The sequence below is a fragment of the Methanohalophilus levihalophilus genome (assembly GCF_017874375.1).
Lineage (GTDB): Archaea > Halobacteriota > Methanosarcinia > Methanosarcinales > Methanosarcinaceae > Methanohalophilus > Methanohalophilus levihalophilus.
In genome coordinates this window covers 302,592-328,977 of record NZ_JAGGLK010000001.1, presented here as the reverse complement: position 1 = coordinate 328,977, position 26,386 = coordinate 302,592, and the positions used below count along the sequence as shown (strand labels likewise).

Sequence of the window (26,386 nt, the reverse complement as noted above, 5' to 3'; positions counted from 1 at the left end):
TTTTTCATATAGACAAATTTATATCTAATTGAAACAAAACTGTTATGGGCAAGAGTCGAACTATTCTGAGTTTACATCCATCCCCTCAATGGTTCTCGTCATACGGCTTTTGCCCATTCATTTCATATTTAATGCAAATGCGACTTTACGAGTGTAATTATCATGACTTTAGTAGACATACCATATGGTGGCAAACCTATCAGTATCGATATTCCTGAAAAAAATCTTGCAGGAATCCTTCATCCTTCAGAACCCAAAAAACATGAAGATGAGGCACAACTCATTAAGAATGCACTGGAAAATCCCATTGGAAGCGAAAGGATTTCGGAAATTGTTGATCCTGAGACTAAAATAGCCATAATAGTCAGCGACATTACACGTCCGGTTCCTACGTCAAGAATATTGCCTCATTTGCTTGAAGAACTCGGGAAAGGCAATGCAAAGGATGAAAATATTACCATTGTGGTAGCGCTGGGTCTTCACAGGAACCAGACAGAAGAAGAAATGAAAAAAATAGTCGGCTCCGATGTTTATGAAAGAATTAAATGCGTGGAACACAACCCTGACAATTGTGTGCCCATCGGGACCACTTCAAGGGGGACACCGGTGGAAGTGTTTGAAAAAATCATGGATGCTGAAGTCATTATTGGAACCGGGAATATCGAATACCACTATTATGCAGGATACAGCGGTGGTGGAAAATGCATTCTGCCGGGAGTAAGTTCCAAAAATTCAGTGATAACCAATCACAAGATGATGCTCCTTGACGAAGCTACTGCCGGAAATATTGACAGCCCTGTGAGACAGGACATCGAGGAAGCCGCCGGGATTGCAAATCTTGCATTTATCCTGAACGTGGTCTTAAACAGTCGCGGTGAAATTGTCTGTGCAGTTGCAGGAGATTACATCAAAGCCCACCGAAAAGCCGTAGAGTGTGTTGACAGGATGTACAAAGTGCCAGTTGAACCTGCGGATGCGGTGATCGTTGGAACAGACGAGTCAAAGGGAATGAACCTGTATCAGGCATATAAGCCACTGGATAATGCTAAAAATGCAGTCAAGGACGGCGGAACAATTGTGCTGGCAGCCCCTTCGGCCGAAGGATTTGGGCATGAGACTTTTGAAAGATGGTGCAGGGAACATACCTGTCCGGCATCAGTAATTGATACTTTTGAGAATAACTTCGAATTCGGGGCGCACAAAGCTGCATTTATAGCCCAGCTTGCAAAAAAGCATAAACTGCTGATACACTCGGAAATGCCTGATGAAGATGTCAGGGATATTTTCTTCGAACCGGTCAGAGATATACAGAAAGTCGTGGATGATTTGCTGGAAGAAAACCCCGATGCAAGAATCTATGTAATGCCCTACGGACAGATGACATTGCCAATACGATCAGAATAAAGGACTTTCAATGGGTGTCATGCACCCAGAAATCCCCTTCTGAAGTAATTTCTTTTTTCCAGATGGGCACATCTTCCTTAAGGCGTTCTATTGCCCCCCTTAAAGCCGGGAACATCTGCTGCCGGTGGGATGCTGCAACGACGATGTAGACAATGTCATCCCCGGGCATGAGTTTGCCATACTTGTGATACATAACCGCATCGATAACTCCATCCTGTTTTTTCAGATCGGAACAAATGGATTCCATACGTTTTTCCGCAACGTGTTCATATTTCTCAAAATCAAGCATTGTGGTAATGGTGCCGTCGGTATTTTCCCTGACAACCCCGACAAAAGTGCCTATGCATCCGGCTTCAGGGAATGCAGGATTTTGTTTTACCTTAGTTATAAGGGATTCAAGAGTCATGTATTCCGAAAGATTCTGCATAGCAGTAACTACCGGATCCAGATCCCAATCCGATTGAGGAGGAAGGGTAAAAAGAACATTGGATACCTCAGCCTCACTTTCTAGGTTTCCCAGCACAACTTTTGGCAAATCAGTATTCTTTGCCCCTTCAACAACTGCAAAATCCATGCCCGAATCTGCAAGCATATCAAGTGCCTTTTCAAGGCCCTGGCCCCTGTTGATAAAGGCAACACCTTCTTCTGAAATTGCGGAAGTCACGGCAGCTCCGGCATCAAAATGTTTTCCTGTGTCCTTTTCAGGAGAGTCAAAACGGTGATCTGTCATTAACTTGACAGTGCCAACTTTCCCTTTTCCGGCAAGAGCCTCAACAAGACGGCAGGTAAAAGTGGTTTTTCCCGAGTTTTTATTTCCTACCACTGCAATGATTTTCATGGAATATGGATTGGAAATTAAGCTATATAATACCTGTTTAACTGACATTTGAAAACAAGATGAAAATAAGAACTAAGAAAAACCAATGGCGGAGCAGTATGCCACGTGCTTGGTGGTACTTTAGCGAATGTGACAAAACCCTATGAAAGCGCATTTGGTAGTAGCGGGATGTTATTAGCTCCGCCTATGGTAGTACAAAATAAACCTATGTTTAAATTTGTATTTATATGACTAAGGGAGACAGTTTCGAACCTTAGGTTTTTTAACGGATTACAAAACCAATTTCACGGACAACAACTAAAGCACTAATAGATTTTGAAAAAATATTGTTTTAGAAGGGACTGTACATTTCAAGGAACAATTTGCCTGAAATAATTGAAAGATTCACACTACATACATATAACTCCGAAGACAAATGAATAAAGGGGTTTAGCATGAAAAATATCATCTGTGCAGAGCAACCTGTAGAGGAATACATAATCAGGGAAGAGCCTTATTATCTTCCGGTTGGTGATGAAGTCGAAATATTCACGGCTGCTTATGAAAACAACTTGCCAGTGAATCTGAAAGGGCCCACAGGTTGTGGAAAAACAAGGTTCATGGAATACATGGCCTACAAGTTAAAACGTCCGCTTATAACAATATCCTGCCATGAAGACCTTACAGCAAGCGATCTTATCGGCAGGTTTCTGATAAAGGGGGATTCGACAGAGTGGAATGACGGGCCCCTTACAAAGGCTGTCAGAACCGGAGCTATCTGCTATCTTGATGAGTTTGTAGAAGCGAGAATGGATACAAGAGTTGTTATTCACCCCCTGACAGATGACAGGCGCATCATGCCAGTTGATAAACTGGGAATTATACTTCACGCACCTCCTGAATTCATGTTGTCCATTTCCTATAACCCCGGATACCAGAGTGTGTTAAAAGATCTAAAACAGAGTACTAGGCAGAGATTCGTAGCCATGGATTTTGATTATCCTCCCGCAGACCTTGAAACTAAAATTGTAGCACATGAAAGTGGAATTGATGAAGATACTGCCCGTACACTTGTGGAAATCGGACAGAGAATAAGAAATTTCAAGCAACATGGTCTTGAAGAAGGTGTCAGTACCCGCCTGCTAATCTACACAGGTATGCTAATTCGTTCAGGCATTAATACGAAAGAGGCATGTAAGTCTGCAATGATCAAGCCACTTACCGATGATTTTGACCTCCAGAAAAGCATCAATGAAATTGTATCTGCAATTGTGGAGTGAAAATAATTGTCCGAGGATGCCGGGAAACTGGCAACTCTTGACAAAAGAGTTGTTAAAGCCTATCAGGAATGCCTGCCGGAAATAGCTTCTCTGGTTGATCAGGATATTCTTCGATTGTGGCAGTCGGTAATTACGCAAATTGCCGATAAGAAAACAAAATCTGCAATTGAGTTTATTGAAAAAACAAAGGATGTTTTTTCCGTACTTCCCCTGGACCAGAGGTTAAATTTAGTTAAACATACAGGGAATTTTGCAGAAACCGATGTTGACACTACTCTTGCTTTTTTTGAGAACGCACCGCTTGCAATGGCTACTCTCGAGGATAGTGATTTTGAAAAATGGGAAGCTATAGCACTGGATTTTGTAAAGGAAAACACGGATATAGCTATTATTTTCCTGAATATGACACCCAGACTGCTTCATGATCTGGAAATTGAAGAATTAAGTGAATGGGTGGAAAAAGGGAAAGAACTAGGTTTAAAAAACACAGATGTTCCTAAAGCGTTTTTTGAAGGAAGCTTTAGCGGACTTGCGAACTCATTTCGCAGTACGAGTAGAGAGGAAAGAAACTATGTGCTTGAACTCGGTGCGCAGGTTGCATGCATAAACTGGAAATGTGCTACAGGTTATTTTGAAAATGCACCCGAATTGTTAAAGGAATTAACCCCGGAAGACTTTGGAAAGTGGGTTGGAATCGGGAGTAAAATAGCAGGTGAAACCAGTTTTTACGGTTCTGATTTTTTCAGCAATTCACCTGTTGTCTTAAGCAGGGTTAATCCGAAATTCCATCCGCTGATTTTTGAAAATGCGGAGTTGATACTGGAAAAGGACTGTTTGCTTGCAGGTATCTATTTTGGGAATCTCACAAAAATATTGCTTCAGATTCATCCGAAAGAACTGGGAAAATGGGTCAAAACAGGCATCGAACTGTTTGAAGTAAACAGGGAGATTGCCATTGGTTATTTCAGGAATTCCGTAACCCTGCTGGAAGATCTTGACATAACTGAACTGGAAGACTGGGCCATGCATGGTCTTGAGATTTATGAAAATGATCAGCCCGGAGGAAGGCTATATTTCTCATTGAAATCCAGAAGTTCAAAGGAATTTGTTGGGCAGTTAATGAGCGGTGTTGCACTTAAAAGAGTAAGAAAAGTCCTGAATTATTATGCCTTCGGGATTTCCGGAATTAATTTCCTGATAAGATCCCATAATCTTCTTCCGGAAGAGCAGGCTCCTTTCACGCATCCTATGGTTGCCGGAAAAGCAATATACCTGACACCTACAATGAAAGGATACGGGGATTTTGAGGACAATTTCAGAATTTACAAGCTAAGTGTAATGCATGAAGTCGGACATACCCAATTCGGAAAATCAAAATGTGCCGTTGGTGCTCTATACCCTTTGCTTGGAAAAATAATAACAAATCTTGATGATGCCTTTTTACAGAATATTCCTGAACTAAACGAAGAACAAGGCAACGTAACGAGCGTTAATTTTTCAATCCCACTGGCCCTCTTTCCAAAACCAGCCATTGCAACGGATATATTTGGGATAATTGAAGATGCAAGAGTTGAATACCAGACTACAAATCTCTACAGGGGATTGCGAGAGGATTTCAAAAAAGTAAGAGAGCAGATGATAGCAAATAGGGCAGAGCCAGAGGAAACAATGGAAAAATTCATGGAAGCACTTCTATTGCTTTCTATTGGCCATGAGCCCGATTTTGAGATTGGAGAGAAACTCAGGGCTCCTGTCAGGAAAACAAGAGAGCTGCTGGAGAAAAAAATATTCCAACCTCGTTCAACTACTTTTAATTCCCTTGAAGTCACATTTGAAATTTACAAAATAATCAATGAAGAAGTCGCCCTCCTCTCAGGGAAGTATAAGCCCATTGAGAATCTGGAATATCGTGGAGAAGGTATGGGAACCTCCCCATCATTGGAAGAAGAAAATGAGCTTGCAGAAAAAATGCTTGAGAGGTTTGTTCCTCAGAGTGTACCGGAACCTGACGAAGACGAGATTAAGCAAGATGAGTTGCAATCCGGTCCAAAATGTGCTATTGCCAAGAGCTGGGAGGTACTGGGAAGCTACAGCTATGATGAATGGGATGACAGGATTAAAGATTACAAATCCGATTGGTGCATGATATACGAAGTTGTGCCCAGTGGTGAATCCAGTAGCTTTTACCAGAACACAACTATCCACTACGCCCATGAAATATCACTCATAAACCGTATTTTCAAAATGATGAAGCCGGTGTCATTCAAGAAAATGAGGCGGCAACCAGATGGGGATGAACTTGATTTTGATGCAATTACAGAAGCTTTCACGGACAGAAAGTGCGGTATCAATCCAACGGAAAATCTCTATATTCGGAGAGATAAACGCGATAGGGATGTTGCAACACTTTTTCTTGTCGATGTCAGTGCCTCAACGGATAAGATGCTGGATGACGGGAAAAGCATACTGGATGTCGAAAAGGAAGCCCTTGTGATAATGACGGAAGCTCTGGAAAGTATTGGCGATAAGTATGCAATCTATGCTTTTTCCGGCGATACAAGGGCAGATGTGGAATTTTATCATATAAAGAATTTTGAGGAAAGATTTTCAGAAGACGTCCAATGCAGAATCGGTGCACTGGAATCTGCATACAATACCAGACTGGGGACAGTCATAAGGCACTCAATTACCAAACTGCGACAGGTTGATGCAAAAGTCAAACTGCTCATTCTGCTTTCCGATGGTGAACCTTATGATTTCGGTTTCACTGAGGGCAAATATCAGGGAAGAGCAGCCATTGAAGACACAAGGATGGCAATTCAGGAGGGCAAAGCTCTTGGGATGCATTTTTTCTGCATAACAGTTGATGCCGAGGCAAGCGAGTATATGGAATCTATTTTCTCGGATATCGGATACACAATTATTGATAATGCGATGGCTTTACCAGAGAAGCTGCCAATCCTTTACAATCATATTACAACGTAAGAACAGGTACTTTTACAAACATAATTATACACAAATATTTTTAATTAATGTAATCATCTGTACAATGTATGAGCGATCAAAGCATCAGGATTAAAGATCTCCCTGCAGAGGAAAGACCTCGGGAGCGCCTCGTAAAAAAGGGACCTGAAAGCCTTTCCAACTCCGAACTTCTGGCAATAATCCTGAGAACCGGAACAGCAAAGGAGAATGTTGTCACTCTGTGCAATCGTATTTTTACCGAATATAGCATCAAGCAACTCAGCCAGGCAAGTCTTACAAAACTTATGGAAATTCACGGAGTGGGAACTGCCAAGGCCGCTCAGATTTCAGCTATTTTCGAGCTTGCAAGAAGACTAGAGGGATTTTGTGATGAACCAAGACGCAAGATAACATCATCTGCTGATGTCTACTCAATACTCTATCCGCAGGTTCGGGAATTGAAGAAAGAAAGACTCACCACTTTGCACCTTGACACAAAAAACAATGTTATTCGGGAAGAAGTTGTATCCATAGGAACCCTGAACTCAAATATTGTCCACCCAAGGGAAATATTCAAATCCGCACTCCTTGAATCTGCAGCATCTGTTATCCTCACACACAATCATCCATCGGGAGATCCCAGCCCGAGCAGAGAGGACATTGCAGTCACCAGAAAGTTGGTTGATGGAGGCAAACTGCTGGGAATTGACGTACTGGACCATGTAATCATAGGTGATGGACGCTATGTCAGTTTGAAAGACGAGGGATATATTTCCTGATTTTCCAGAAACCAAAAAAGCATTTAAGCCATTGGTTACCAATAAGGCAGCAGATGAAAGAAATAGAACTACCTGACCCTTATGCAATTCCCTACAAAGGCATTTATGCCGTCTGCAATGAGGACAACACACTTGCAGAAATAATAGAGCACAGCAACTGCTATGGCGGTGCAGCATGGTCTCGCTACCACTATTCTCATTCACCCCTTATCCTGAATACAAGAGTCCTCGGGAACATGAACCGTTTCCTTGTTAAAACCGGACGTGAGGAGCTAAATCTTGTACCCTCATCAGCTGCAGCCGGAATTGAAGCTGTTGAAGTCAAAGGGTCTGAAGTAGAGATTACCTATGCGGGCCTTGGAGGCGGAGGCGTTGGCGCCACCCGTTGCAGGGCAATGGCCCGGGGAGTAATCAGTTCTTCTCTAACCGAATCCGGCGGCGGACGTGCGGCAAAAGGAACAATCGTTGTTCCTCGTAGGGAGCGTGTTCTCATTGGTATTGATGACACCGATACCAAGGAAGAAGGGGCAACATGGTGTCTGACTCACAACATTGCTCAAAGTGTTGACACTCTTGACAGTGTTTATTTCTCACAGTCCCTTGTACAGCTTTTTCCGGTATCAGCAAAAACACAGAATTGTGTTTCTACAGTGCTTGAATTCGGATGTGTTAACGAAGAAGCAAAGAAAGAACTTCTTGAAACCGTTCAGGCTGCACTTGAAAAGTATAGTGTATCCAGCGAGACAGGTATGGTTGTCCTTTCTTCTTTTGAGGCAAAGGAAGCTTACGGATACAGCAAGCTGTGTCGCAGCGATGAACTAACACATGATTTTGCCAAACAATATGCCGAGGAAAATGGCGTGGAAGTCTGGATGGATGGTAACGGCCTCATTGGTGCACTTGCCGCCGTTGCGTGGTTTGCACGCCCAGATGAATCGGTAATAATGGACGCGGAAATCCTATGAGTACAAAGGCATCCATAAAGAAAATTTCCGGTGCAAAGGCAATCCTTGAAACAGCACGGAAATGCGATATCGGACTCATCAGCGGTGTTCCGGGTTTCCCGATAACATCCCTCATGGATAGCTTCATGGAAGACTCCGAGTTTTCTGATAAATCCTTCTGGACAACCAATGAAAAAGTAGCCTTTGAGATGGCTCTTGGTGCATCCGTTACAGGAACACGTGCACTGGTGCTGAACAAACATGTAGGAATGAATGTCCTTTGTGATCCGCTTGTATCATCAACCACTCATACAATCGGTACCGGAATTGTAATAATTGCAGGTGATGACCCCGGCATTGCAGCTTCCCAGAACGAGCAGGATTCCCGCAATTTTGGAACTTTAGCAGAGGTTGCTGTGTTTGACCCTGCAAATCCGCAGGATGCTGCAACAGCATTAAGCGATGCATTCAGGATTTCAGAGGAGACACGTTCAGTTGCAATAATCAGAACTACTTCAAGAATGCTGGAAAGCCTTCAGGAAGTTGAACTCCCAGATTCATCAGAATCAAAGAATACCTATGATCTTTCTATCTGGGATTATACCATGAAAGGTAAACACCAACTATTCCATTCAAAATCATATCCTTATCTGGTCTCTGAAAGCGAGAAACTGGCAGTATCCATTTTATCTGAAAATAAAGGAAAACTTGGCATAATCTCCTCAGGCTATGTTTCCACTATCGTTGATGGAGTCGTCAGGGAAAAACAGATTGAATGCTCCCATCTTGCCCTCAATATGGTGAACCCTTTCCCCTTCGAAGCAATAAGAGACTTCATTGATAAGCATGAAAGTATTCTGGTTGCGGAAGAAACGGAAACCTTTCTGGAATCACATATTTCCATTGAAAGCAAAGTTAAAGGGAAATTGACGGGACATCTTCCATACGGCATAATTGAAGCTGATGACATAGACCAGGCAATTACTAAAATTGATAAAAAAGAAATTAAACCGAACAGGTTTATCGAAACAATTGCCTCCAGAGGACCACGCCCCCTTTGCGATGATTGCCCTTATCTTCCCCTGTACAGGGTTCTCGGGAAAATGGATGTGCCTGTGGCAGGTGACATCGGATGCCTGATACGAAGCGCACCGGCGCCTCTAAGGGCAGTGCAAACCGGATTTGCACTTGGATCTTCAATCTCAGTTGCCAGCGGTTTTTCAAATAAGGGAATCTCCGTTATCGGAGATTTCGGACTTGCACATTTCGGAATAGTCGGACTGATTAATGCAGTCCATCTCGAAAGCGACATTTTAATATTTGTACTGAAAAATCGCGTTGCTGCAATGACAGGTGGACAGGAAGCACCGGACCTTACAAATATAGTAGAACAGATGGTTGAAGACGTCATCACAATCAACGCAGATAATGAAGACGAGGAAGTCCTGAGAGAACTTATCCGAAACAAGCTTTCCAAGAAAGGCATATCCGTTATTTTCCTTGAAGGCAAATGCACAAAATACTGCGATAGCGAGGAGATGTGAATATGAAAGTAGCATGTATCCAGATGGATGTTAAACTGTGTGAGAAGGAGAATAATTGCAGGAAAGCTCTTGAAATGGCTGAGAAAGCTATCGCAGAAGGAGCTGAAATTATTGTACTTCCGGAAGTATTTTCCACCGGGTTTTGCTATGATAACATCGGGGAGCAGGCAGAAAGGAAACCATATCCATCTCTTGAACCATTCAGGGAATTATCCCTGAAACATGATTGCGTTATAATCGGATCCATCATCGAATTACAAGGCGACAATCAATATTCAAACATGGGATTTTGTATCGCTTCCGGGGAACTTACCGGAGAATACAGGAAAACTCATCCATTCAAAAAGGAAAATGCCTATTTTTCAAAGGGCACTGAGATCCAGGCGTTTGAAATTACCGGCAAAAGCCTGAAAATCGGGCTTGAGATCTGCTATGAAGTGCGATTCCCGGAAGTCGCACGTAAGCTTGCCTTGCAGGGTGCCGATATCCTTGTAACCATTGCCCAATTCCCTGATCCCAGACGTGATCAGTGGGAAATACTTTCAAAGGCAAGAGCGATTGAAAACCAGATTCCACACATTGCATGCAACCGTACAGGCAGTGATCCTGGAAGCAGCTTTTTTGGAAAATCAATGATAATCGACGCACTAGGCACCATTGTAGATGAAGCAGGACGGGAAGAGGCAGTTGTTATAGGAAACCTTGATCCTGCGCTGGTAAAAGAGACACGTACCTTTATTCCTGTTTTTACCGACAGGAGAGATGATTTGTACTAAAATCAGAAGTTCACAGGAATACCAAGGATTTCGGCCTTTCCGGAGGCAATGTCACGTGCAATCATGGCACTGCCAAGTGCAGCACTCCATTTTCCAAGCAACTGGGGTTTGCTGCCTGTATATTTTGCAATGAGTTCCTGCACATATCCTACTTCTCCAATGGAACCTGCAAGGAATAGGGCACTTTCTTTAACATCATAATCCTTTAACAGGACTTGCATTGCTGAAATTTCCATTGAAGCAAAAAGAGCAAGGCAATCCATGGAAAACGCTGCATCCTTTTTGCCTTCGGTAAATGCTGTAATCAATTCAGAAGACGTTGAATAAGGAGTCTGCTTCAGGACACCGCTATTCATAAAAGCCTCGTTGGCAGTGCATTTTCCGGCATCCACATCCCTGATAGCCTGCAAATCAAGGGGACCGTGGTTTGTTCCCGGCGCAAAAATGCAGGCATCAATAGCTCCTACCACTTTACCATCCACAACCCCCAAAGTTACCGTATTTGAACCCATATCAGAGACAATGAAGTCCCTTACACCGGTGCAAAATGCATTGTAAGCAATTCCCAGTTTTTCAGGGCTTGTTGAGTGGGAAAAAACATTCATCCTTGGATCAGTGCTGCTTTTCTCGTGAATTCCCGGAATAACAACTGTCGGAATATCACTATGCAGTACTGCATCAAAAACAAGAGTTCCGGCACCGGTTTTTTTACCCACGCCTTCAATGTTTTGCACACCCCTGTTTTTTACATTTTTGACGTTTTCGATACAGGTGATACCATCACCCATTGAATATGTAACAGCAATAAGCTCAATTTCATTTTCCGTAATATCAAATTTGTCCAGAAGAAGAGGGAGAATCTCATTTTCATTCATTTGTGATATTTCAGTTCTGGGGATTTCAAAATGCTTCTCTTCAACACCATTAATCGCAGCAAAGCGCATTGCATTTGTTCCGTGATCAATTCCAAGAAACATATTTTATCACCTGTATTCAGAAAGAATATCGTTTAATTCTTCCATTAGCTTTTCGCCTTCCTCAAAATCGCCTATGTTTGTAACCAGGCGAATTTCCTGCGAAGATGTACCCTGTGACAAAAGCAACCGGAGATTTCCCCTGCTGTCCGGGCGCAGGATTTTTGCAGAGAGACTCCCACCTGAAGCGCTTTTTCCCCTGACTGAAATAACCGAAGGAATTATACGCTTAACATTTGGATGCTGGCTGACTGTACGCAGGATTTTCTTGCCGCTACGACCCCCAATTACTGTAGTATGGGAGCCTCCAAGCTTATCTTTAAGAATTGAATCAGAAGACATGTAAACAAAAAAAGGTATTGACAGAGCAAATTAAATGCTCTGTACGTCATTCATGCTGAGAAGATTTATTCCGCCATCAACAAGGATTTTTACGGCCTTCTCAACGTCACTCACACGAACTATCAGGAATGCTTTCTCGGTGCGAGTTACAAAAGCATAGGCGTAATCGATATTGACATCATGCTCTCCGAGCAAATCCGCAATTGTTGCAAGTTGTCCCGGGACATCTTCCATTTCAATCCCCAGAACATCCGTTTCAGATACAGTAAAACCTGCATCATGTAAAACACGGTGTGCATTATCAGGGTTGTCAACAACCATCCTGATAATTCCGAAATCACCAGCTTCGGCGATTGTGAAAGCACGGATGTTTATTGATGCCTCTTTGAATTTGGATGCAATGTTTGCAAGCCTTCCCGGCTTGTTTTCCGCAAAAAGGGAAATCTGTTTAATGAGATTATCATCCATTTTACCGACCCACTATTATTTTAACACAAGTAAGTTTTCCCGATAGGGTTTATAGCTTTCTGTTATCAATAACTTTCTTTGATTTGCCCATTGAACGTGGGAGAGAGCCATGCTCTACAAGCTCCACTTTCACGGAAATATTCAGGACATTCTTCAAAGCATCGGAGACTCTCTTCTCCAGAGTCATGATATCATTGACCTTGTCACTGAAGGCTTCATCAGTCATTTCAATCTGGACTTTCATGGTATCAAGCTCATTGACACGATCCACAATTATCATGAAGTGTTCACCCACTTCGGGAATCTTCATTAGAACTGATTCAACCTGCCCGGGGAAAACATTGATTCCACGAACAATAAGCATGTCATCAACACGTCCAGAAACACGCATAATTCTGGGATGAGTACGACCGCATTTGCATGGCTCCTTGTTCAGGACAGTGTAATCACCAATGCGATACCTGATGAGCGGAAGTGCTTCCTTGGCAAGAGTTGTTATGACAAGTTCACCACGCTCTCCTTCAGGAAGCGGTTCACCAGTGTCAGGATCAATAATCTCCACCAGGAACTGGTCTGCCCATATGTGAATGCCATCCTGGTATGTACATTCTGTAAACAGTGGACCGCTGAGTTCGGATGTACCAAAAATATCGTATGCTTTGATTCCGGTTGCAGCTTCTATGCGTTTGCGCATTTCCTCAGTCCAGGGCTCTGCTCCAAGAATACCAACACGAAGACCGGTATCCTTTACAAAATCCACTCCTGATTCCTTTGCTACTTCGCTCATATAAAGCATGTAAGAAGGAGTGCATGCAATCACAGTTGTACTGAGATCCTGCATTAGTTCAAGTTGTTTTTCAGTACTTCCTGTACCTATAGGGAGAACTGTGGCACCTACTTCTTCGGCACCATAATGCATGCCCAGGCCACCGGTAAACAGACCATACCCATAACAAATTTGAACCACATCATCCCGGCCAACATTGATAGAAGTTAATGCCCGTCCAAGGGATGTAGACCATTCATAGATATCGTTCTTTGTATAACCAACAACAGTTGGTTTCCCGGTTGTACCGGAAGATACGTGGAACCTGGCAAGCTGTTTGTTTGGAACACAGAACATGCCTGTGGGATAAGTGTCACGAAGGTCTTTTTTGTAGGTAAAGGGAAGTTTTGTAAGATCCTTAAGGGATTTGATGTCTTCTGGTTTTACACCAGCTTCATCAAAACGTTCCCGGTAAAAAGGAGAATGATTGTAAACATAAGAAACAAGATTCTTTAACTTCTGCTCCTGTAGTGTTTCAAGTTCGTCTACAGGCATACGCTCTATCTGTGGATTCCAGTATTCTATCATAAGAACTCGCCTTCCCTGCGTAAATAAAGTAACTACAGGAGTATAATTATTAAGATTTATAAGCTAACCGGATTCTGTCTTTTCCCAAGGATTTCAACAACCTTATCTTTGCAGTCCCGGAGAATATCATCCATTTCTGCATTTACATCGATGCCAGCTGCCCCGGCATGCCCGCCACCGGTCCCATCATAATTTTTGCTGACCTCTTCCATTATTTGCCCGAGGTTTACACCGGCATTAACAGCATCACGTTTCGCACGCCCGCTGACTCGCACGGAGTCATCTTTTGAAGTACCAATAAGAGCTACATCAGCACCGATATTTATTAACATGGAAGCTGCTGAGCCTCCAAAGGAACTTACATGGGAAACTACTACCAGCCAATCACCTACACGCTCAACACTTGCCCTGTTTGCCGATTTAAGCATGGCAATGCGCATGGAGACATCCTGCGGGGTTGCAGCCATGAGCTCCAGAACTTCCCCATATTCCACTCCACTTGATTCAATGATATCAGCGAATGTACGGAAAGTTTCACTTGTTGCATGCTTGAAGTGACCAGTATCTGTTACTATTCCCGTCATGAGTCCTATGGCGGTACGATACATAATTGGAGCTTCCATGCAAGTCAGGACTTTGTAGACAATTTCCGCTACAGAGGTAGCAGGACGATGGAGATAAAATGCGGCATTGTCCGTAAGTGCTGTAGTTGCGTGATGATCAATAACGCAATAATGCCCGAGTTCAATATCATTTAGCTGGGCACTTGTGGAAGTATCAACTACGACAACGAGATCGTAGTCTTTCGGATCAGGGTTTTCAACAATTTCGATTTCCAGTTTGTCTATAAGCAGGGAAGCAACACGATTACTTCCGTCTATAAGACCTACAGTCCCGCCTATAGCTTCTGAAAGCGCAAAAGCACTGCTAACAGCGTCTGGATCGGCATTCCTGTGACACAGATAAAGAATGTTGTGATAGTCCAGCAATCTGCTATAAAACCCGGCTTCATTTACCTGCATGTGGATCCCGGCAGGATAAAATGAATTTAGAAAGCAAAACGAAGATCACAGACGCTTACTGCGCCTGGAATCCCTGTGTTCCCATGGATTGCTTTATCTGCTCCTGAAGCTGGGTAAAACGTTTGGAAATACGTTCTTCCTGCCTTGAAATAGACTGCAACCGCAGACCCATTGTTTCGGTCCTTTCCTTGAGCTTGCTAATTGCATCTTCCTTCGTGCAACGGATTTGCATATCACCAACAGCCCTGTAAACAATTGCATCATCTTCAAGCTTTTCAAGCTCTTCAAGTGCCATTTCAGATTCTTTCTGCAGGGATTCAACCTGGCTTTTCTGCATAGCAAGGGATTGTGCCTGCTGCTGAACCTGCTGCAACTGAGCAACCTGGTTCTGGACCTGGGGGGGTATTTCTGAACTCATATTGGTTTCACCTGCCTCACAATAGGTTTAAAATGATTTTAATGTTTCTATATTGGAGTGCAGAATTTACCCTACAATCAGCATCCCAAATCCGGAATTACAAAACAGAATTCCGAACCTTCTCCTTCCTTGCTTTTGACACTAAGTTCTCCATCATGCATTTTGATGAATTTCCGCACCAGGCATAAGCCTAGCCCGGTTCCGGAGTGTTCCCGTTTGTGGAAGCATTCAACCTGTTTGAACGGTTCAAAAATAAGATCCAGTTTATCTACGGGGATACCAATACCGGTATCTTTTACAGAAAACTGAATCCCGGATTCAGTTGATCTCGCACTGACTTCAATGGCACCGTTTTCAGGCGTGAATTTTACTGCATTGCTTAAGAGATTTATCAATATCTCTTCAAGCTTACTGAAATCAGCATGAATTGCAAGAGAAGAAGGTGTGCAATTAAACTGAAGGGAAATATTCTTGGAAGATGTCATTGGCAAAAACATATTCTCCAATATCCTGAAGATATCAGCAACAGGGAAACTTTCGGAGTGGAAATCCATTTTACCGGCTTCAATTTTAGAAAGATCCAAAACGTTATTAATGAGGTTGAGAAGGTTTTTCCCGCTTGTTGAAATGTTATTAAGATACTTGGCCTGTTTCCCCTTTAGATCACCTGTATAACCTTCCAGCATTGCATCCGAAAAACCAATAATGGAATTAAGAGGTGTTCTTAATTCATGGCTAACATTTGCAAGGAATTCTGATTTTGACCTATTGGCCGCTTCTGCAGCCATTTTTGCCTCAAGCAAAGCATTCTGCTGCTCTTTCAGCAAAGTGACATCGGAAATCAGAACCAGATCATATAACATATCATCACTGCCCTGAATGGCACTTGCACTTACAAGACCAACAAATGTACTCCCATCCCTCCTGATAAAAGAAATTTCATAGGAGCCAACCTTTTCACCCTTCATCCTCCTGCAAAACATTTCAAGGATTAAGGTTTTTGTTTTATCGTCGAAGCAAGGCAATTCAAGCAAACGTTTACCATTAAACTCTGAAGATTCATAACCAAGCCAGTCATGTACCCTGTGGTTTACATCTACAACCATCCCGGTTTTGTCAAGAAGAACTACGGCTTCTGGCGATAATTTGAAAATATTCCTGAATTTTTGTTCGCTCTCAATGAGGGATTGATTTATTTTTGCTCTCTCAGTAACATCCTGCATTGTCAGAAATAAACCTGATACATTCCCGGCATTTTCCTCTAATGGAATCAAGCTGCAGTCCAAATAGCGAGTTCTATTTTCAGGTGAATCCGCATATTCAAATAGCTTTTCTGTGGCAAAATAAGGTTTGCAGTTTTTGACAACATTTTCAAAAATGATCCGATTGCTTTCATTCGGATAGAGATCAAAATAATTCCTCCCAACAAAAAATGAAGGCAAATGATCATCGGCTTCCGCATAAGCACGGTTAACCCTCATTAAATTGAAATCAGTGTCCAAATATGCCACCATCATGTGTGTGTGTTCAAACACAGATTCAAGTATTTCAGCAGGTAAAAAAGATTCAAGGCACTTTCTGCCTTCATTATTATAATTTTCTTCTAAATTCACTTTTTGCTGAATGTTTGGATCACTATATGAATACAAAAATCACAGCCCCCCAATAACAGAAGAAACATGAACTAAACATACTCGAATTCCTCACTGAGCAATTCAGCAGCAATGCAACTCAAATTATTTTTAAGTCCTACTTCTTAAAATATACATGATGATAGAACTATTAATAAATTTCTTTCTGATACTCGTAATTAAACATTAAATTTTTTAATTATTAATTTTTACTAAAAAAATGAAACTGATAAGGTAGTTCATGCGTTGGATTTGCATATACTGGTTATTGAACATGCCTCATAAGCCACGTTAACAAGCCTGTACCATGTGTTTAAGGTAGAACGCATCGAAACCAGATCCCCTGCACCCATTTCAAGGATCAGACAGTTGTTACCCAATGTTAAATGAATAGAAGATCTGTCGGTAACCAACCTGTCAAGCTCAGGAAGCATAGTAAGATATATGGTTTCCGCATATCTCGTTTCAAAAGTGGATTTTACAAAGATTTTCATTGTGCATCAACGCATTCTTTAAAGCTTTTCACATTGAACCTGAAAAGCAGGCCATTACCGCCGAAAAAATCAATCGTATCATCAGAAACCCTGAAGCAACTCTTGTTGCATTCTCCTACAGGAATTGCCAGAGCAGAAGAAAGCAAATTGAACAAATCGCCTTTCCCTTCAATTGAGGGTTTTGGAAGCCTTCGCGGAAGTTTTTCCTGAGGCGCTGTTACGGTCATCCATACGGATAACCTTTCAACACCATCAGTGTAAATCAAAAAACTTGATGGATTACCATGGTATTCTCCTACCAGAATGAGTGGATCTGAACCCTCCAGTTCCAAAAGTTCCCCAAGGCTTCGCTTACCGCGATTTAAATAACTGCATCCGAAAAAAGAAGCCAGCCATTTGCAGACTGAACGCGTCGATTGTGAAGGAGAGCGGGAAGAGGATATTAACATCCTCTCACTCAGCCGTAATGCGTTTAATGCTGGTAGGCCTTTCCTTCACAAGAATGCGGTTTCCGCAATATGGACAGCGAATACCGGTGTACTGGTAGTCGATTTCCACCGGACGTTTACATCTTGTACATTTGTAATCCATGGACTTTACTCAACCTGTTCAGTGGCTTTGCTGACATACCTTGCTACTGACCTTCCCATTGTTGTGGAAGGTAGATAGGTACCGCCTGCAAAGGTATATCCACATTTTTTGCATTTCCAGATGCCTGTACCAATTCTTCTCACAGATGGTCTTGCACAATTGTTACATTTGTGAGGAGCATGCATGCGCTCTTCAATGTTTGCCACTATCTTACGGTCTTTACGTCCATACCTTGTACCGAACCTGCCGGCAGAGCGGGATATCCGTCCTTTTTTGGTATATTTTTTGGCCATGATAATCAATCTCCTGATTTGAATCCTTGTATAAGATTTATATCTCTAATAAATACTTTTCGCGTATTTCAGATGCTTTAGCTCTTGCTACATCAACAGAGTGCAAAAGCTGCTCTTCGGAAAGTGATCCTGAGCCACTCTTTTGCATGGCACAGATAGATCCATCCTGATTTGAAGTCACAGTAATCCTGGCTTCGCAAACATCTTCTTCTCCGTATGTAGGATCAATAAACATTTCCTCGCCTATTTTGATAAGAGAAACGGAAACCGGCATTTCCCGGATTGGCATCAGCATATCCTCGCCACGCCCTTCCCTTTCGCCCGGAACTGTAGTAGTCATAAGTGCGGCAATGGCACCCAGAGAAGCGGCATTCAGGATGTTTCCACTGTCATTGAGGACATGAACATCGATGAAAACCATCCAGACTTCCTCACCTTCGGTAATGCACAGCTTGTTAAGATCAATAGCACCTGATTCGCGAATTCCACGATCTACAATCCTTGCCATCTCAATTGCATTTTCCCTTGGAGGACCTGCTTCAAAGTTTGGAGAAGCAATTGGGTTCAATTCCATGCTGGTGATGATAACCCCGGAATCAGGGGTATCAGGGAAAGGAGTTCCAACCTGAAGCTTAACACCAACCATTACCTGGGTATCTCCAATTTGTACTTTTGCAGACCCTTCGGCTTTGTCAATAACGTTGGTTTCAAGTACTATATCCCTGAATTCTTCAAAGGAACGACCATCTTCGCGACTTCCCTTGAGCATAAGGTTGTAAATGTAATCCTTCTTGAGGCGAGAAATAACTTCATTGCTCATCGTCTTCACCTTCCAGTTCTTCGTCTTCAGTTGATTCTTCCTCATCCAGTTCTTCAGTTTCTTCCTGTTCTTCCGGAACATCAGCAGATGCTTCTTCAGCTTCTTCCTCTGCTTCAAGAATCTCCTCGGTGGCCTCTTCGGCAATTTCTCCGAATCTGGCCATTAAAACTTCGCGCTGCATCTCGAAAATTTGTTCACAGCCTTTCTTTACCATTTCAACACCGGTTTTGAATTCTTCCGGAGTCAAGTGGCCATCCATCTGAAGTAAGGTTATTTCGCCATCCTGCGTCATGGCAATAGGTAAATCCGCATCACCATAATTGTCTTCAGGTTTGTTGAGATCAAGAACAAGCTGACCGTCAACTTTTCCAACTGCACATGCTGCAACAAGGCCTTTCATAGGAATACCCGCATCTGCCAAAGCAAGGGTAGCTGCGTTAATAGCTGCTGTCCTTGTACCGGCATCTGCCTGAAGGATCTCAGTCATTACATCAATAACTGCACCTGGATAGTCTTGCTTCATTACAACAGGCTCGAAGGCTTCTCCGCTTACTTTTGAAATTTCAGTACTGCGCCTGCTGGGACCTGGTCTTATACGATCCTCAACAGAAAAAGCAGCCATATTATATCGATACCTTACAAGCGCTTCGTTTGGACGCTGTAACCTGCGCGGGTGAAGTTCACGTGGTCCATAAACGGCTGCCAGTACTTTGTTGTTACCCCATTCAAGGTAACATGAACCATCAGCTCTTGATAATACACCTAATTCAATTTTCATGGGACGGATTTCATCAACACGTCTTCCGTCAAGACGTATACCATTTTCATCAATGAAACGTTCTGGTTTGTCACTCATCATTAGTTCTCCGCATATTCCTGCTTACTTATAACTAAAATTACTGCTTTTCATCATCAAGCAGTACATCCATCTTTCTGCATGCGTCTTCTGTATAACCGACTTCATCAGGAGACAGGACTTCTTCTTCCATCTCTTCTTCCTCGTCCTCTTCCGGAATCAACTCTTCAACCTCTTCAGGTTCCTCCTCAGCTACCTCTAATTCTTCTACAACTTCTGAATCTTCTTCGTCACCTTTCAGGAAGTGACTGATACGATCCGTAAGTCCCGAGGTATGGGATTCGCGTTCAATTATACGAATTGCTTCACTAAGACGCTCCATATCGGCATCTTTACCGTTAATCCATATACGACCATTCTGGCCTATGAAAATATCACAATTTGTCTCACGTTTCAGGATAGAAACCATAGACCCGCTATGGCCGATTATCCTGGGAACCTTGGCAGGCTGTACTTCAATAATCCTGCCCCTGCGCAATACACGCAGCCCGTGATCCCTCATGGTGAGTTCTACTTTCTTGAAAGCACTTACATCTTTTATCCGCAAGATAGCTGAATCACCTATATCCATGGTTTTCCTCATCATTGAATTATCCACACGTCGCGGATATTCAGAAACATGAAGAAGACCGTCATAAGGTGCTCCAATTTCAAAAATCCAGTTAGAAGATGTCACTTCAATTACTTTTCCGATAACCTGATCTCTTGCATGAGGAGAATAGCGCCCGGAAAAAGGAACAACACTTGCTTTGTTCTTGAGATTGGCAACTCCGTAAAAAAGGGAATAAACCTTCCCATTCTTCACATAAGTACCCTTACCTGAATCTGAAGCTTTCTCAGAGAGAAGTTGACCGGGAAAAACAATCTTGCGGTCCATTCTGATTGCCTCTCAGAGAAGTTTGGTCTCTGCATCCCCTTTGGTAAGACGATTTACAAGACCATAAAAGTCATTCTGTATTCCGGCAGGCATCCTGACAACGCCAACCCATGAACCATCATTTAACCAGTTTTCTTTTACAATGGTGGAAAAGTGAGCAATTTCGCCGTAGGATTTTGCCGCATATGAAGCAGGTACATGCACTTCAACGTCAACTTCCTCAAAACGAATTGGAATAATAGGCCTGATTGCTTTCATTGCCTCATTAACCTGTTCATCCACACTTTTAAGGGGGTCAATGTGAAATTTAGCTTCTTCCATTGCATGCTCAATCCTGGATGGAGGATGGGGAGCCCTTGTCTGAGGATTCAAAGCATTCTGGGCAATAATATTGATTACCTGCTTTGTTTTCTCCTCGAGAAAATGCTTTCTCTGCTCCTGAGTAAGCTGTAATTCGCCGTGTTTGATGATATTATCAGCGATTTCGTAAAGATCATCAGTACCAAAATTGTCAATTAACTGGTTTTCTGAAGCATGATCGCCTTTCTTTGCATCCGTAAAAATAGAATCTGCAGCAAGAATGTCCTCGAGATCGAGTTCTTTGCCTTTCTTATATTCAAGAGCACCATCAGGGTCCACAAATACTTCAAAATGCTTGCTGCCTTTTTTGAGCCTTGCAATCAGTGCTTCATCAAGTGATATCATAAAAATACACCTTGTTCAATGTGATCATTCTTCATCTTTTTGTTCTTCTGCATCTTCCTTATGAGCTTCAAGGGTACGCTCTACGTATGCCTCGACTTCATCATAGGAATATTTCCTGAAAATACCATCTTCAGAGGTGACAACGCCTACTTCAAGGGTTGCAGCATCAAGTTTCATGTCCGATGCATGGTAGAGAGCCTCCATACCAAGCATAATGGCATCTTCAACACCGATTTCAGAATCATATTTCTCTTCAAAGACTTCCATAAATGCATTTCTTCCGGCACCTATAGCTGTTGCCTTGTATTCAAGAAGTGCACCGCTTGGATCGGTTTCAAAGAGCCTTGGGATTTTACCGTCGACTCCCGCAATCAAAAGAGCTGTACCGTAAGGACGTACTCCACCATACTGGGTATATGTCTGCTTGTGATCACAGAGTTTCTTGGCAAGAACTTCAACATTTATTGGCTCGTCATAAGAGACCATGTTTACCTGTGACTCAACACGTGCCCTATCTACAAGGGCCCTGGCATCAGCCACAAGACCTGATGTAGCTACACCTATATGCTCATCAATCTGGAAAATCTTTTCAATTGATTCAGCTTCAATCAATCTGCTTGTAATACGCTTGTCAACAAGCAGGACAACCCCGTCCTTTGCCTTAATACCGGCAGCTGTAGTACCCCTTTTAACAGCTTCACGAGCATATTCTACCTGGAAAAGTCTGCCATCCGGACTAAAAACAGTAATGGCTCTATCGTAACCCATTTGTGGCGCCATTTGCATTCTACTTCATCTCCTACTAATTTTTATGCGTGTGATAATAACAACAACGTATAATATTGTTTCTCTGCATTTATAAGTGACTGTGTACATCGTAGGCTTCCTGCCCTTCAATATACTTTTCTGTAGCTGCCTTTATCGTACCTGAAACACCAAGTACACGGATAAAGGCGGGAGTGCCGTCTATGGAACTAATAACACATAATACCGTGCGCGTAAGTTCTTCAGAATCCCTGAGACATCTCAGGATTCCAAAAGGATAATCAAAATCAAGTAACCTTATTTCGCACTGGCTGGAAACCAGATCTCCAAGAAGATATGAGGCAGCCGGAAAAATTTCACGCAACAAGGCATCCCTTGAAACATCTTTTTCTGATATGACTTCAAAAGCAAGATACCGTCGTTGCGGCCGTAATGTCGGAGGAAGGATCTTCAAAGCACATCACCTTCGGTCCCAATTACACGCACACCGTCACAAACGGAACCAGCAAGCCTGCGATTGCGAGATATTATGCCTGCGGGCACATCAGAAAGTGCAGCCGTTGCTTCCTCAAAGGTCATCCCGAATAAACCTGCAAGAGCTATGACTTCACGGGGAGCACGAAGATCATAAATGGACATTGCATTGGTAGTTAACAAAATGGGAACATCATATTTCCGGGCAAGTTGCAGGTTATTCCTGAAATTGGAGAGAGCATAGACCCGTTTACCACCTTTGAGCTGAATCAGGATGTCAACATTAAATGCCAGAGCAACATTATTTTCTGCAGCTTCTTTTGCCAGCACATGATTCATTCCACTATCTTTCTGGGTAAAGGGATGATTGAGCACATCAACATTCGGATTTTCAACTGCTGCACGATTGATGGATTCAGTCCCACCGTGAACTATTATCACATCTTTTTCAGTACGGTATTTACCTATCAATCCGTGAAGTTTTGAAGGTTTTGACACACGAATTTCTATCCCGTTGCAAACATTTATTGACCCACCACCAGCAGGGATGTCAGGATCTATGGAATCTGAATGGTTTGAAATGCATACACCGCTATAACCCAGATATTGTGCCATAGCCAGCATCTGGCCACAGTCATGCTCCCCTTCCGGAGAAGAGTGAATACAAAGGTCATAATATTTATGCGGCAAAGAGATCCTCCAGCACCTGAATTGCTTTTTCCATGTTTTTAGGATATGTAGCTATCTTTAGCTTAACTACGATGGAATCCGGGGAATCTGAAAAAGAAACGTTGCCCAGATACGCCTGTTGTTTGTCAAAGCGTAAATGGAGCATTAGCTCATCGTCCAGCCTTTCATGGAGTTCCCCAAGCAAAACATCACGGTTTTCCGGGGATAAACCTTTATTGAGTTTTTCCGCAAAAGCCTTGATTTCAGGTTTGCGCTTGAGGGTTACAGAAAAGAGAACCATGGGATTCCCATGATGTCCCTCTATCTCCATGGAATCAATGTTACCGGAATTGCCAGACGTATCTGTTGTATAATTTTCCGGTAAAAAAAGGTTCAGGGCTTGAAGTACCCTGGACCGATCTTCTGTTGCATGCGCAGTGGCACGCAAAAGGATGTAATGAATCACTTGCCTCTGTTGCCGTTAGATCTTATGCTTGGGCGGTTCTTTTCAGTACCAGTGCCCTTTGATCTCATGCCACGACCCTTGCGGCCTGCACTGGTTTTTCCACGAAAAACACGTCCCTGTGAAGCGCTGTTGCATACCCAGTTAAGATCCTTGTCATTTTTGATTGCAGGGTGGCTTGGGTCTACGAGAATTACCTCGAACCATTTGAGCTTACCATCTTCGCCAACCCAGTAGGAGTTGAGAACTTCCATATTCGGGAACTTGCGTGCAGCTCTTTCCTCACCAATGCGCTGGAGGCTCTTCTCTGCAACAATCTTGTTTTTACCCATGTGCTGGGTACGGCGACCACGGATGTACCTTGACTTGCGAAGGCTACCACGGCGTACACGTACGCGAGCAACAACGATTCCCTGTTTGGCTTTGTAACCAAGGGAGCGTGCCCTGTCAATACGGGTTGGACGCCTTACTCTTTCAACTGAGCCCTGACGTCTCCATTCCTGTAATCTTTCCCAGCGGAGATCCCTGACATAAGTGTTGTCAGGATCTTTCCATGCGTCTCGTATGTATGCGTAAAATGATTTTGACATTAGTTCACCTGTGCTTCGTTCTTTATGATTCAGCCCTCTTTGGGACCACATACCAACGGGAACTCATCCCGTAAACGAAACAGGGGTAGTACAAGCACAATAGCATTTAAATGTTTTTATCGCGGGCTTTCCTGAGCCAGACAGAAAATACGCTGCCCTTTCCTGCGGGATTATCTGAAACGATAATTTTCCCGGAATGTAAGTCAACTATTTTCTTCACAATTGCAAGACCAAGACCATTGCCTTTAATGTTACCTTTGCTTACACGTTTGAACCTATCGAAAACATAGGGTTTATCCTCATCAGAAATACCTTCACCCTCATCGATAACGTCAACCCTCCAAAGATCTCCATCATCAATTATATTAACTTCAATCCTCGACTTTTCAGGACTGTACTTAATAGCATTTGAAATCAGGTTCTGGAATACGGATTCAATCATAGTATGAGCCTCAACGAGGTAAGCATCATCCCCAAATCCAAATTCAAGTTCGTGACCATTAAATTGCAATTCCAGGTTCTTGGTGACATCCCTTATGATTACCGCAAGATCCAGTGACTCATAGTCAATTTTATCCACACTTTCAAGCCTGGCAAGAAGAGCAGCATACTCAATCATATCAGTAAGGCTTTTTGCACTTCTGTGGATATTCGCAACATAGCGTTTTTTCCTGTCATCATCTTCCATATCAAGAAGGAGTTCGGAATAACCGGAAATTACACCCACAGGATTCAGCAAGTCATGACGCATAATGTCAGTAAACATGTCTTTAAGTTCATTTGAACGAAGTAGTTCGGCATTTTTCAAACGAGCTTCTTCTGCAACCTTTTTCTCAGTATCATCCTTCAGAATAGCAATTGTATAACGCTCACCTTTAGTTTCCATAAATGAGAAGGAAATGTCAAGGAATACCTCTTTTTTATCCTTTGTCACGCCTACTGCTTCCACACGCTGGAGAACGGCATTCGTGGATTCAAAGGATTCGATCGCATCATGGATTTTAGACCTGGATTCTTTTGCAAAAACAAACTCGAATGGCTGTCCAACAATTTCCGGTTCACCATAACCGAACAGCAGCATATAGGCAGGATTCACATAAACAGTCTTCCCATTAATCGAGATATTGATGGCATCATAAGAATTAATGAATACATTCTGGAACCATTCGTAGGATTCAGTCATTTCCTTAATGGAGTTGTCAAGGTCAACTGCCATCTTATTAAATGTGGTCCCTAACTGGCCTATTTCATCGGATGAATTAATGCTTACGCGGTACTTCAGGTTCCCGTTGGATATTTCACTTGCACCTTTCGTTAATTCCCTTATTGGGTTTGAAACAAAACGTGTTGTGATACCAAACAAGAAAAGCTCAACCGAACCTATTGTAAGAAGGGCAATAATCAGGACATGCATCTTATCTTTTTGTATTGCATCATATCGGGAATCCATGGGCAACAATAAGCTTATACCGCCCTGAACATCCCCTACTTCATAGTCACTATGACACTCGATGCATCCTTCATTGGTATGAAGAGGAGCCATATAATTGTAGTACCGTGAACCGTTTACAATCAACTGGGTATTGGTGCTTTCAGTACCGTTCTCAAATTGCCGCAGGGATTCAGCTTCAAAAGCATTCGGCTCATTAAGCGGATTCACAGGATCAAGACTTGTTATGCGAAAGCTGAATACACCACTGTCTTTTGAATAGGAAGATATTTCCCGTGTCATCAAAGCAGGATTTTTTATGGTATAATTGGTACCATCAATCGTCGTGATATCAGGATTTAGTCCAAGCTCCATGAGATAAGGATTAGAGTGAATGCCGTCCTTCTTTTCAACAAATACCCCGCCATAATCAGCATTCCATTGCCTGGTTAAAACTATTTGCTCAAAAGATACCTCGGCCTGTGCATCAAGTTCAGAATAAAACTGTCTTTCAATATCGGAAGCAATATGAAAAAACATAAATGATAGCAAGATAGCGATAATGATTCCCACTGAAAACATTAACTTGAAATCCAGACGACTAAAAACTACATCAAAAGAAGTTTTCTCCATGCAACCAGAC

29 protein-coding genes are annotated in these 26,386 nt (G+C 42.6%); 7 read left to right on the top strand and 22 right to left on the bottom strand.

Annotation, left to right across the window (positions count from 1 at the left end; translation table 11 throughout):
- Positions 1-162: 162 nt before the first annotated feature.
- A complete protein-coding gene (larA, locus tag J2755_RS01770; RefSeq protein WP_209678814.1) occupies positions 163-1,404 on the top strand; it encodes a nickel-dependent lactate racemase in 1,242 nt (413 codons plus the stop codon).
- A gap of 7 nt (positions 1,405-1,411) precedes the next feature.
- Here the strand turns inward: larA and J2755_RS01765 are convergent, their stop codons facing one another.
- Positions 1,412-2,242, bottom strand: a complete 831-nt coding sequence (locus tag J2755_RS01765) for a molybdopterin synthase (RefSeq protein WP_209678811.1) — start codon at positions 2,240-2,242, stop codon at positions 1,412-1,414.
- Between the two features lie 434 nt (positions 2,243-2,676).
- On the opposite strand from J2755_RS01765, the gene J2755_RS01760 reads away from it, so the two are divergent.
- From J2755_RS01760 to J2755_RS01735, 6 genes are all read left to right on the top strand, one after another.
- Complete coding sequence (locus J2755_RS01760; protein ID WP_209678808.1) at positions 2,677-3,501, top strand: CbbQ/NirQ/NorQ/GpvN family protein; 825 nt, start codon at positions 2,677-2,679, stop codon at positions 3,499-3,501.
- Between the two features lie 6 nt (positions 3,502-3,507).
- Entirely contained in the window at positions 3,508-6,486 is a 2,979-nt protein-coding gene (locus J2755_RS01755) for a nitric oxide reductase activation protein NorD (RefSeq protein ID WP_209678805.1), read from the top strand.
- A gap of 68 nt (positions 6,487-6,554) precedes the next feature.
- Positions 6,555-7,244: a RadC family protein gene (radC, locus tag J2755_RS01750; RefSeq protein ID WP_209678801.1), complete on the top strand. Its 690-nt coding sequence runs from the start codon at positions 6,555-6,557 to the stop codon at positions 7,242-7,244.
- Positions 7,245-7,297: 53 nt separating this feature from the next.
- Positions 7,298-8,209 carry a methanogenesis marker protein 11 gene (gene mmp11, locus J2755_RS01745; RefSeq protein WP_209678798.1) on the top strand — a complete coding sequence of 304 codons (912 nt, stop codon included), beginning with the start codon at positions 7,298-7,300 and terminating at the stop codon, positions 8,207-8,209.
- The gene (locus J2755_RS01740; RefSeq protein ID WP_209678795.1) at positions 8,206-9,732 is read left to right on the top strand and encodes a thiamine pyrophosphate-dependent enzyme; all 1,527 of its coding nucleotides are present in this window, start codon (positions 8,206-8,208) and stop codon (positions 9,730-9,732) included. The genes mmp11 and J2755_RS01740 overlap by 4 nt, the downstream gene beginning before the upstream one ends.
- 2 nt (positions 9,733-9,734) lie before the next feature.
- Positions 9,735-10,508, top strand: coding sequence for a carbon-nitrogen family hydrolase (locus tag J2755_RS01735; protein ID WP_209678792.1), 774 nt, complete (start codon positions 9,735-9,737; stop codon positions 10,506-10,508).
- Between the two features lie 2 nt (positions 10,509-10,510).
- Here the strand turns inward: J2755_RS01735 and J2755_RS01730 are convergent, their stop codons facing one another.
- From J2755_RS01730 to J2755_RS01630, 21 genes are all read right to left on the bottom strand, one after another.
- Positions 10,511-11,485: a methanogenesis marker 12 protein gene (locus tag J2755_RS01730; protein ID WP_209678777.1), complete on the bottom strand. Its 975-nt coding sequence runs from the start codon at positions 11,483-11,485 to the stop codon at positions 10,511-10,513.
- Positions 11,486-11,491: 6 nt separating this feature from the next.
- On the bottom strand, positions 11,492-11,824 hold the full coding sequence (locus J2755_RS01725) for a DUF2103 domain-containing protein (protein ID WP_209678774.1): 333 nt from the start codon (positions 11,822-11,824) through the stop codon (positions 11,492-11,494).
- Positions 11,825-11,854: 30 nt separating this feature from the next.
- Positions 11,855-12,292 (bottom strand): ACT domain-containing protein, encoded by a 438-nt coding sequence (locus J2755_RS01720; RefSeq protein ID WP_209678771.1) that lies wholly within the window; start codon positions 12,290-12,292, stop codon positions 11,855-11,857.
- A gap of 49 nt (positions 12,293-12,341) precedes the next feature.
- A complete protein-coding gene (locus tag J2755_RS01715) occupies positions 12,342-13,646 on the bottom strand; it encodes a phenylacetate--CoA ligase family protein (protein ID WP_209678768.1) in 1,305 nt (434 codons plus the stop codon).
- Between the two features lie 56 nt (positions 13,647-13,702).
- Complete coding sequence (locus J2755_RS01710) at positions 13,703-14,668, bottom strand: DHH family phosphoesterase (RefSeq protein WP_209678764.1); 966 nt, start codon at positions 14,666-14,668, stop codon at positions 13,703-13,705.
- A 55-nt stretch (positions 14,669-14,723) separates the two neighbouring features.
- On the bottom strand, positions 14,724-15,086 hold the full coding sequence (locus J2755_RS01705) for a prefoldin subunit beta (protein WP_209678761.1): 363 nt from the start codon (positions 15,084-15,086) through the stop codon (positions 14,724-14,726).
- Between the two features lie 77 nt (positions 15,087-15,163).
- On the bottom strand, positions 15,164-16,735 hold the full coding sequence (locus J2755_RS01700; RefSeq protein WP_209678758.1) for a PAS domain-containing sensor histidine kinase: 1,572 nt from the start codon (positions 16,733-16,735) through the stop codon (positions 15,164-15,166).
- 221 nt (positions 16,736-16,956) lie between these two features.
- On the bottom strand, positions 16,957-17,211 hold the full coding sequence (locus J2755_RS01695; RefSeq protein WP_209678755.1) for a KEOPS complex subunit Pcc1: 255 nt from the start codon (positions 17,209-17,211) through the stop codon (positions 16,957-16,959).
- Complete coding sequence (locus J2755_RS01690; protein WP_209678752.1) at positions 17,208-17,660, bottom strand: hypothetical protein; 453 nt, start codon at positions 17,658-17,660, stop codon at positions 17,208-17,210. The genes J2755_RS01695 and J2755_RS01690 overlap by 4 nt, the downstream gene beginning before the upstream one ends.
- Before the next feature lie 4 nt (positions 17,661-17,664).
- Positions 17,665-17,802, bottom strand: a complete 138-nt coding sequence (locus tag J2755_RS01685; protein WP_209678749.1) for a DNA-directed RNA polymerase subunit P — start codon at positions 17,800-17,802, stop codon at positions 17,665-17,667.
- 5 nt (positions 17,803-17,807) lie between these two features.
- Complete coding sequence (locus tag J2755_RS01680) at positions 17,808-18,095, bottom strand: 50S ribosomal protein L37ae (RefSeq protein ID WP_209678746.1); 288 nt, start codon at positions 18,093-18,095, stop codon at positions 17,808-17,810.
- 37 nt (positions 18,096-18,132) lie between these two features.
- Positions 18,133-18,924, bottom strand: a complete 792-nt coding sequence (gene rrp42 / locus J2755_RS01675; protein ID WP_209678743.1) for an exosome complex protein Rrp42 — start codon at positions 18,922-18,924, stop codon at positions 18,133-18,135.
- Positions 18,905-19,771: an exosome complex exonuclease Rrp41 gene (gene rrp41 / locus J2755_RS01670; protein WP_209678740.1), complete on the bottom strand. Its 867-nt coding sequence runs from the start codon at positions 19,769-19,771 to the stop codon at positions 18,905-18,907. Before rrp41 ends, rrp42 begins: the two co-directional genes overlap by 20 nt.
- Positions 19,772-19,811: 40 nt before the next feature.
- On the bottom strand, positions 19,812-20,648 hold the full coding sequence (gene rrp4 / locus J2755_RS01665; RefSeq protein ID WP_209678737.1) for an exosome complex RNA-binding protein Rrp4: 837 nt from the start codon (positions 20,646-20,648) through the stop codon (positions 19,812-19,814).
- Positions 20,649-20,660: 12 nt separating this feature from the next.
- The gene (locus tag J2755_RS01660) at positions 20,661-21,353 is read right to left on the bottom strand and encodes a ribosome assembly factor SBDS (RefSeq protein WP_209678734.1); all 693 of its coding nucleotides are present in this window, start codon (positions 21,351-21,353) and stop codon (positions 20,661-20,663) included.
- A 24-nt stretch (positions 21,354-21,377) separates the two neighbouring features.
- On the bottom strand, positions 21,378-22,139 hold the full coding sequence (gene psmA, locus J2755_RS01655; RefSeq protein WP_209678731.1) for an archaeal proteasome endopeptidase complex subunit alpha: 762 nt from the start codon (positions 22,137-22,139) through the stop codon (positions 21,378-21,380).
- Between the two features lie 70 nt (positions 22,140-22,209).
- Positions 22,210-22,572 carry an Rpp14/Pop5 family protein gene (locus J2755_RS01650; RefSeq protein ID WP_209678728.1) on the bottom strand — a complete coding sequence of 121 codons (363 nt, stop codon included), beginning with the start codon at positions 22,570-22,572 and terminating at the stop codon, positions 22,210-22,212.
- Positions 22,569-23,282, bottom strand: coding sequence for a ribonuclease P protein component 3 (rnp3, locus tag J2755_RS01645; RefSeq protein ID WP_245312597.1), 714 nt, complete (start codon positions 23,280-23,282; stop codon positions 22,569-22,571). The genes J2755_RS01650 and rnp3 overlap by 4 nt, the downstream gene beginning before the upstream one ends.
- On the bottom strand, positions 23,272-23,727 hold the full coding sequence (locus J2755_RS01640; RefSeq protein WP_209678725.1) for an RNA-binding domain-containing protein: 456 nt from the start codon (positions 23,725-23,727) through the stop codon (positions 23,272-23,274). Before J2755_RS01640 ends, rnp3 begins: the two co-directional genes overlap by 11 nt.
- Positions 23,724-24,314, bottom strand: a complete 591-nt coding sequence (locus J2755_RS01635; RefSeq protein ID WP_209678722.1) for a 50S ribosomal protein L15e — start codon at positions 24,312-24,314, stop codon at positions 23,724-23,726. Before J2755_RS01635 ends, J2755_RS01640 begins: the two co-directional genes overlap by 4 nt.
- A 106-nt stretch (positions 24,315-24,420) precedes the next feature.
- Positions 24,421-26,376 (bottom strand): ATP-binding protein, encoded by a 1,956-nt coding sequence (locus tag J2755_RS01630; protein ID WP_209678719.1) that lies wholly within the window; start codon positions 26,374-26,376, stop codon positions 24,421-24,423.
- Positions 26,377-26,386: the final 10 nt, after the last annotated feature.

What these genes read in the sequence shown, in the direction of transcription:
- larA (WP_209678814.1), top strand. Translation starts at nt 163, where the DNA reads ATGACTTTAGTAGACATACCATATGGTGGCAAACCTATCAGTATCGAT.
- J2755_RS01765 (WP_209678811.1), bottom strand. Translation starts at nt 2,242, where the DNA reads ATGAAAATCATTGCAGTGGTAGGAAATAAAAACTCGGGAAAAACCACT.
- J2755_RS01760 (WP_209678808.1), top strand. Translation starts at nt 2,677, where the DNA reads ATGAAAAATATCATCTGTGCAGAGCAACCTGTAGAGGAATACATAATC.
- radC (WP_209678801.1), top strand. Translation starts at nt 6,555, where the DNA reads ATGAGCGATCAAAGCATCAGGATTAAAGATCTCCCTGCAGAGGAAAGA.
- mmp11 (WP_209678798.1), top strand. Translation starts at nt 7,298, where the DNA reads ATGAAAGAAATAGAACTACCTGACCCTTATGCAATTCCCTACAAAGGC.
- J2755_RS01740 (WP_209678795.1), top strand. Translation starts at nt 8,206, where the DNA reads ATGAGTACAAAGGCATCCATAAAGAAAATTTCCGGTGCAAAGGCAATC.
- J2755_RS01735 (WP_209678792.1), top strand. Translation starts at nt 9,735, where the DNA reads ATGAAAGTAGCATGTATCCAGATGGATGTTAAACTGTGTGAGAAGGAG.
- J2755_RS01730 (WP_209678777.1), bottom strand. Translation starts at nt 11,485, where the DNA reads ATGTTTCTTGGAATTGATCACGGAACAAATGCAATGCGCTTTGCTGCG.
- J2755_RS01725 (WP_209678774.1), bottom strand. Translation starts at nt 11,824, where the DNA reads ATGTCTTCTGATTCAATTCTTAAAGATAAGCTTGGAGGCTCCCATACT.
- J2755_RS01720 (WP_209678771.1), bottom strand. Translation starts at nt 12,292, where the DNA reads ATGGATGATAATCTCATTAAACAGATTTCCCTTTTTGCGGAAAACAAG.
- J2755_RS01715 (WP_209678768.1), bottom strand. Translation starts at nt 13,646, where the DNA reads ATGATAGAATACTGGAATCCACAGATAGAGCGTATGCCTGTAGACGAA.
- J2755_RS01710 (WP_209678764.1), bottom strand. Translation starts at nt 14,668, where the DNA reads ATGCAGGTAAATGAAGCCGGGTTTTATAGCAGATTGCTGGACTATCAC.
- J2755_RS01705 (WP_209678761.1), bottom strand. Translation starts at nt 15,086, where the DNA reads ATGAGTTCAGAAATACCCCCCCAGGTCCAGAACCAGGTTGCTCAGTTG.
- J2755_RS01695 (WP_209678755.1), bottom strand. Translation starts at nt 17,211, where the DNA reads ATGAAAATCTTTGTAAAATCCACTTTTGAAACGAGATATGCGGAAACC.
- J2755_RS01690 (WP_209678752.1), bottom strand. Translation starts at nt 17,660, where the DNA reads ATGTTAATATCCTCTTCCCGCTCTCCTTCACAATCGACGCGTTCAGTC.
- J2755_RS01685 (WP_209678749.1), bottom strand. Translation starts at nt 17,802, where the DNA reads ATGGATTACAAATGTACAAGATGTAAACGTCCGGTGGAAATCGACTAC.
- J2755_RS01680 (WP_209678746.1), bottom strand. Translation starts at nt 18,095, where the DNA reads ATGGCCAAAAAATATACCAAAAAAGGACGGATATCCCGCTCTGCCGGC.
- rrp41 (WP_209678740.1), bottom strand. Translation starts at nt 19,771, where the DNA reads ATGAGTGACAAACCAGAACGTTTCATTGATGAAAATGGTATACGTCTT.
- rrp4 (WP_209678737.1), bottom strand. Translation starts at nt 20,648, where the DNA reads ATGGACCGCAAGATTGTTTTTCCCGGTCAACTTCTCTCTGAGAAAGCT.
- J2755_RS01660 (WP_209678734.1), bottom strand. Translation starts at nt 21,353, where the DNA reads ATGATATCACTTGATGAAGCACTGATTGCAAGGCTCAAAAAAGGCAGC.
- psmA (WP_209678731.1), bottom strand. Translation starts at nt 22,139, where the DNA reads ATGCAAATGGCGCCACAAATGGGTTACGATAGAGCCATTACTGTTTTT.
- J2755_RS01635 (WP_209678722.1), bottom strand. Translation starts at nt 24,314, where the DNA reads ATGTCAAAATCATTTTACGCATACATACGAGACGCATGGAAAGATCCT.
- J2755_RS01630 (WP_209678719.1), bottom strand. Translation starts at nt 26,376, where the DNA reads ATGGAGAAAACTTCTTTTGATGTAGTTTTTAGTCGTCTGGATTTCAAG.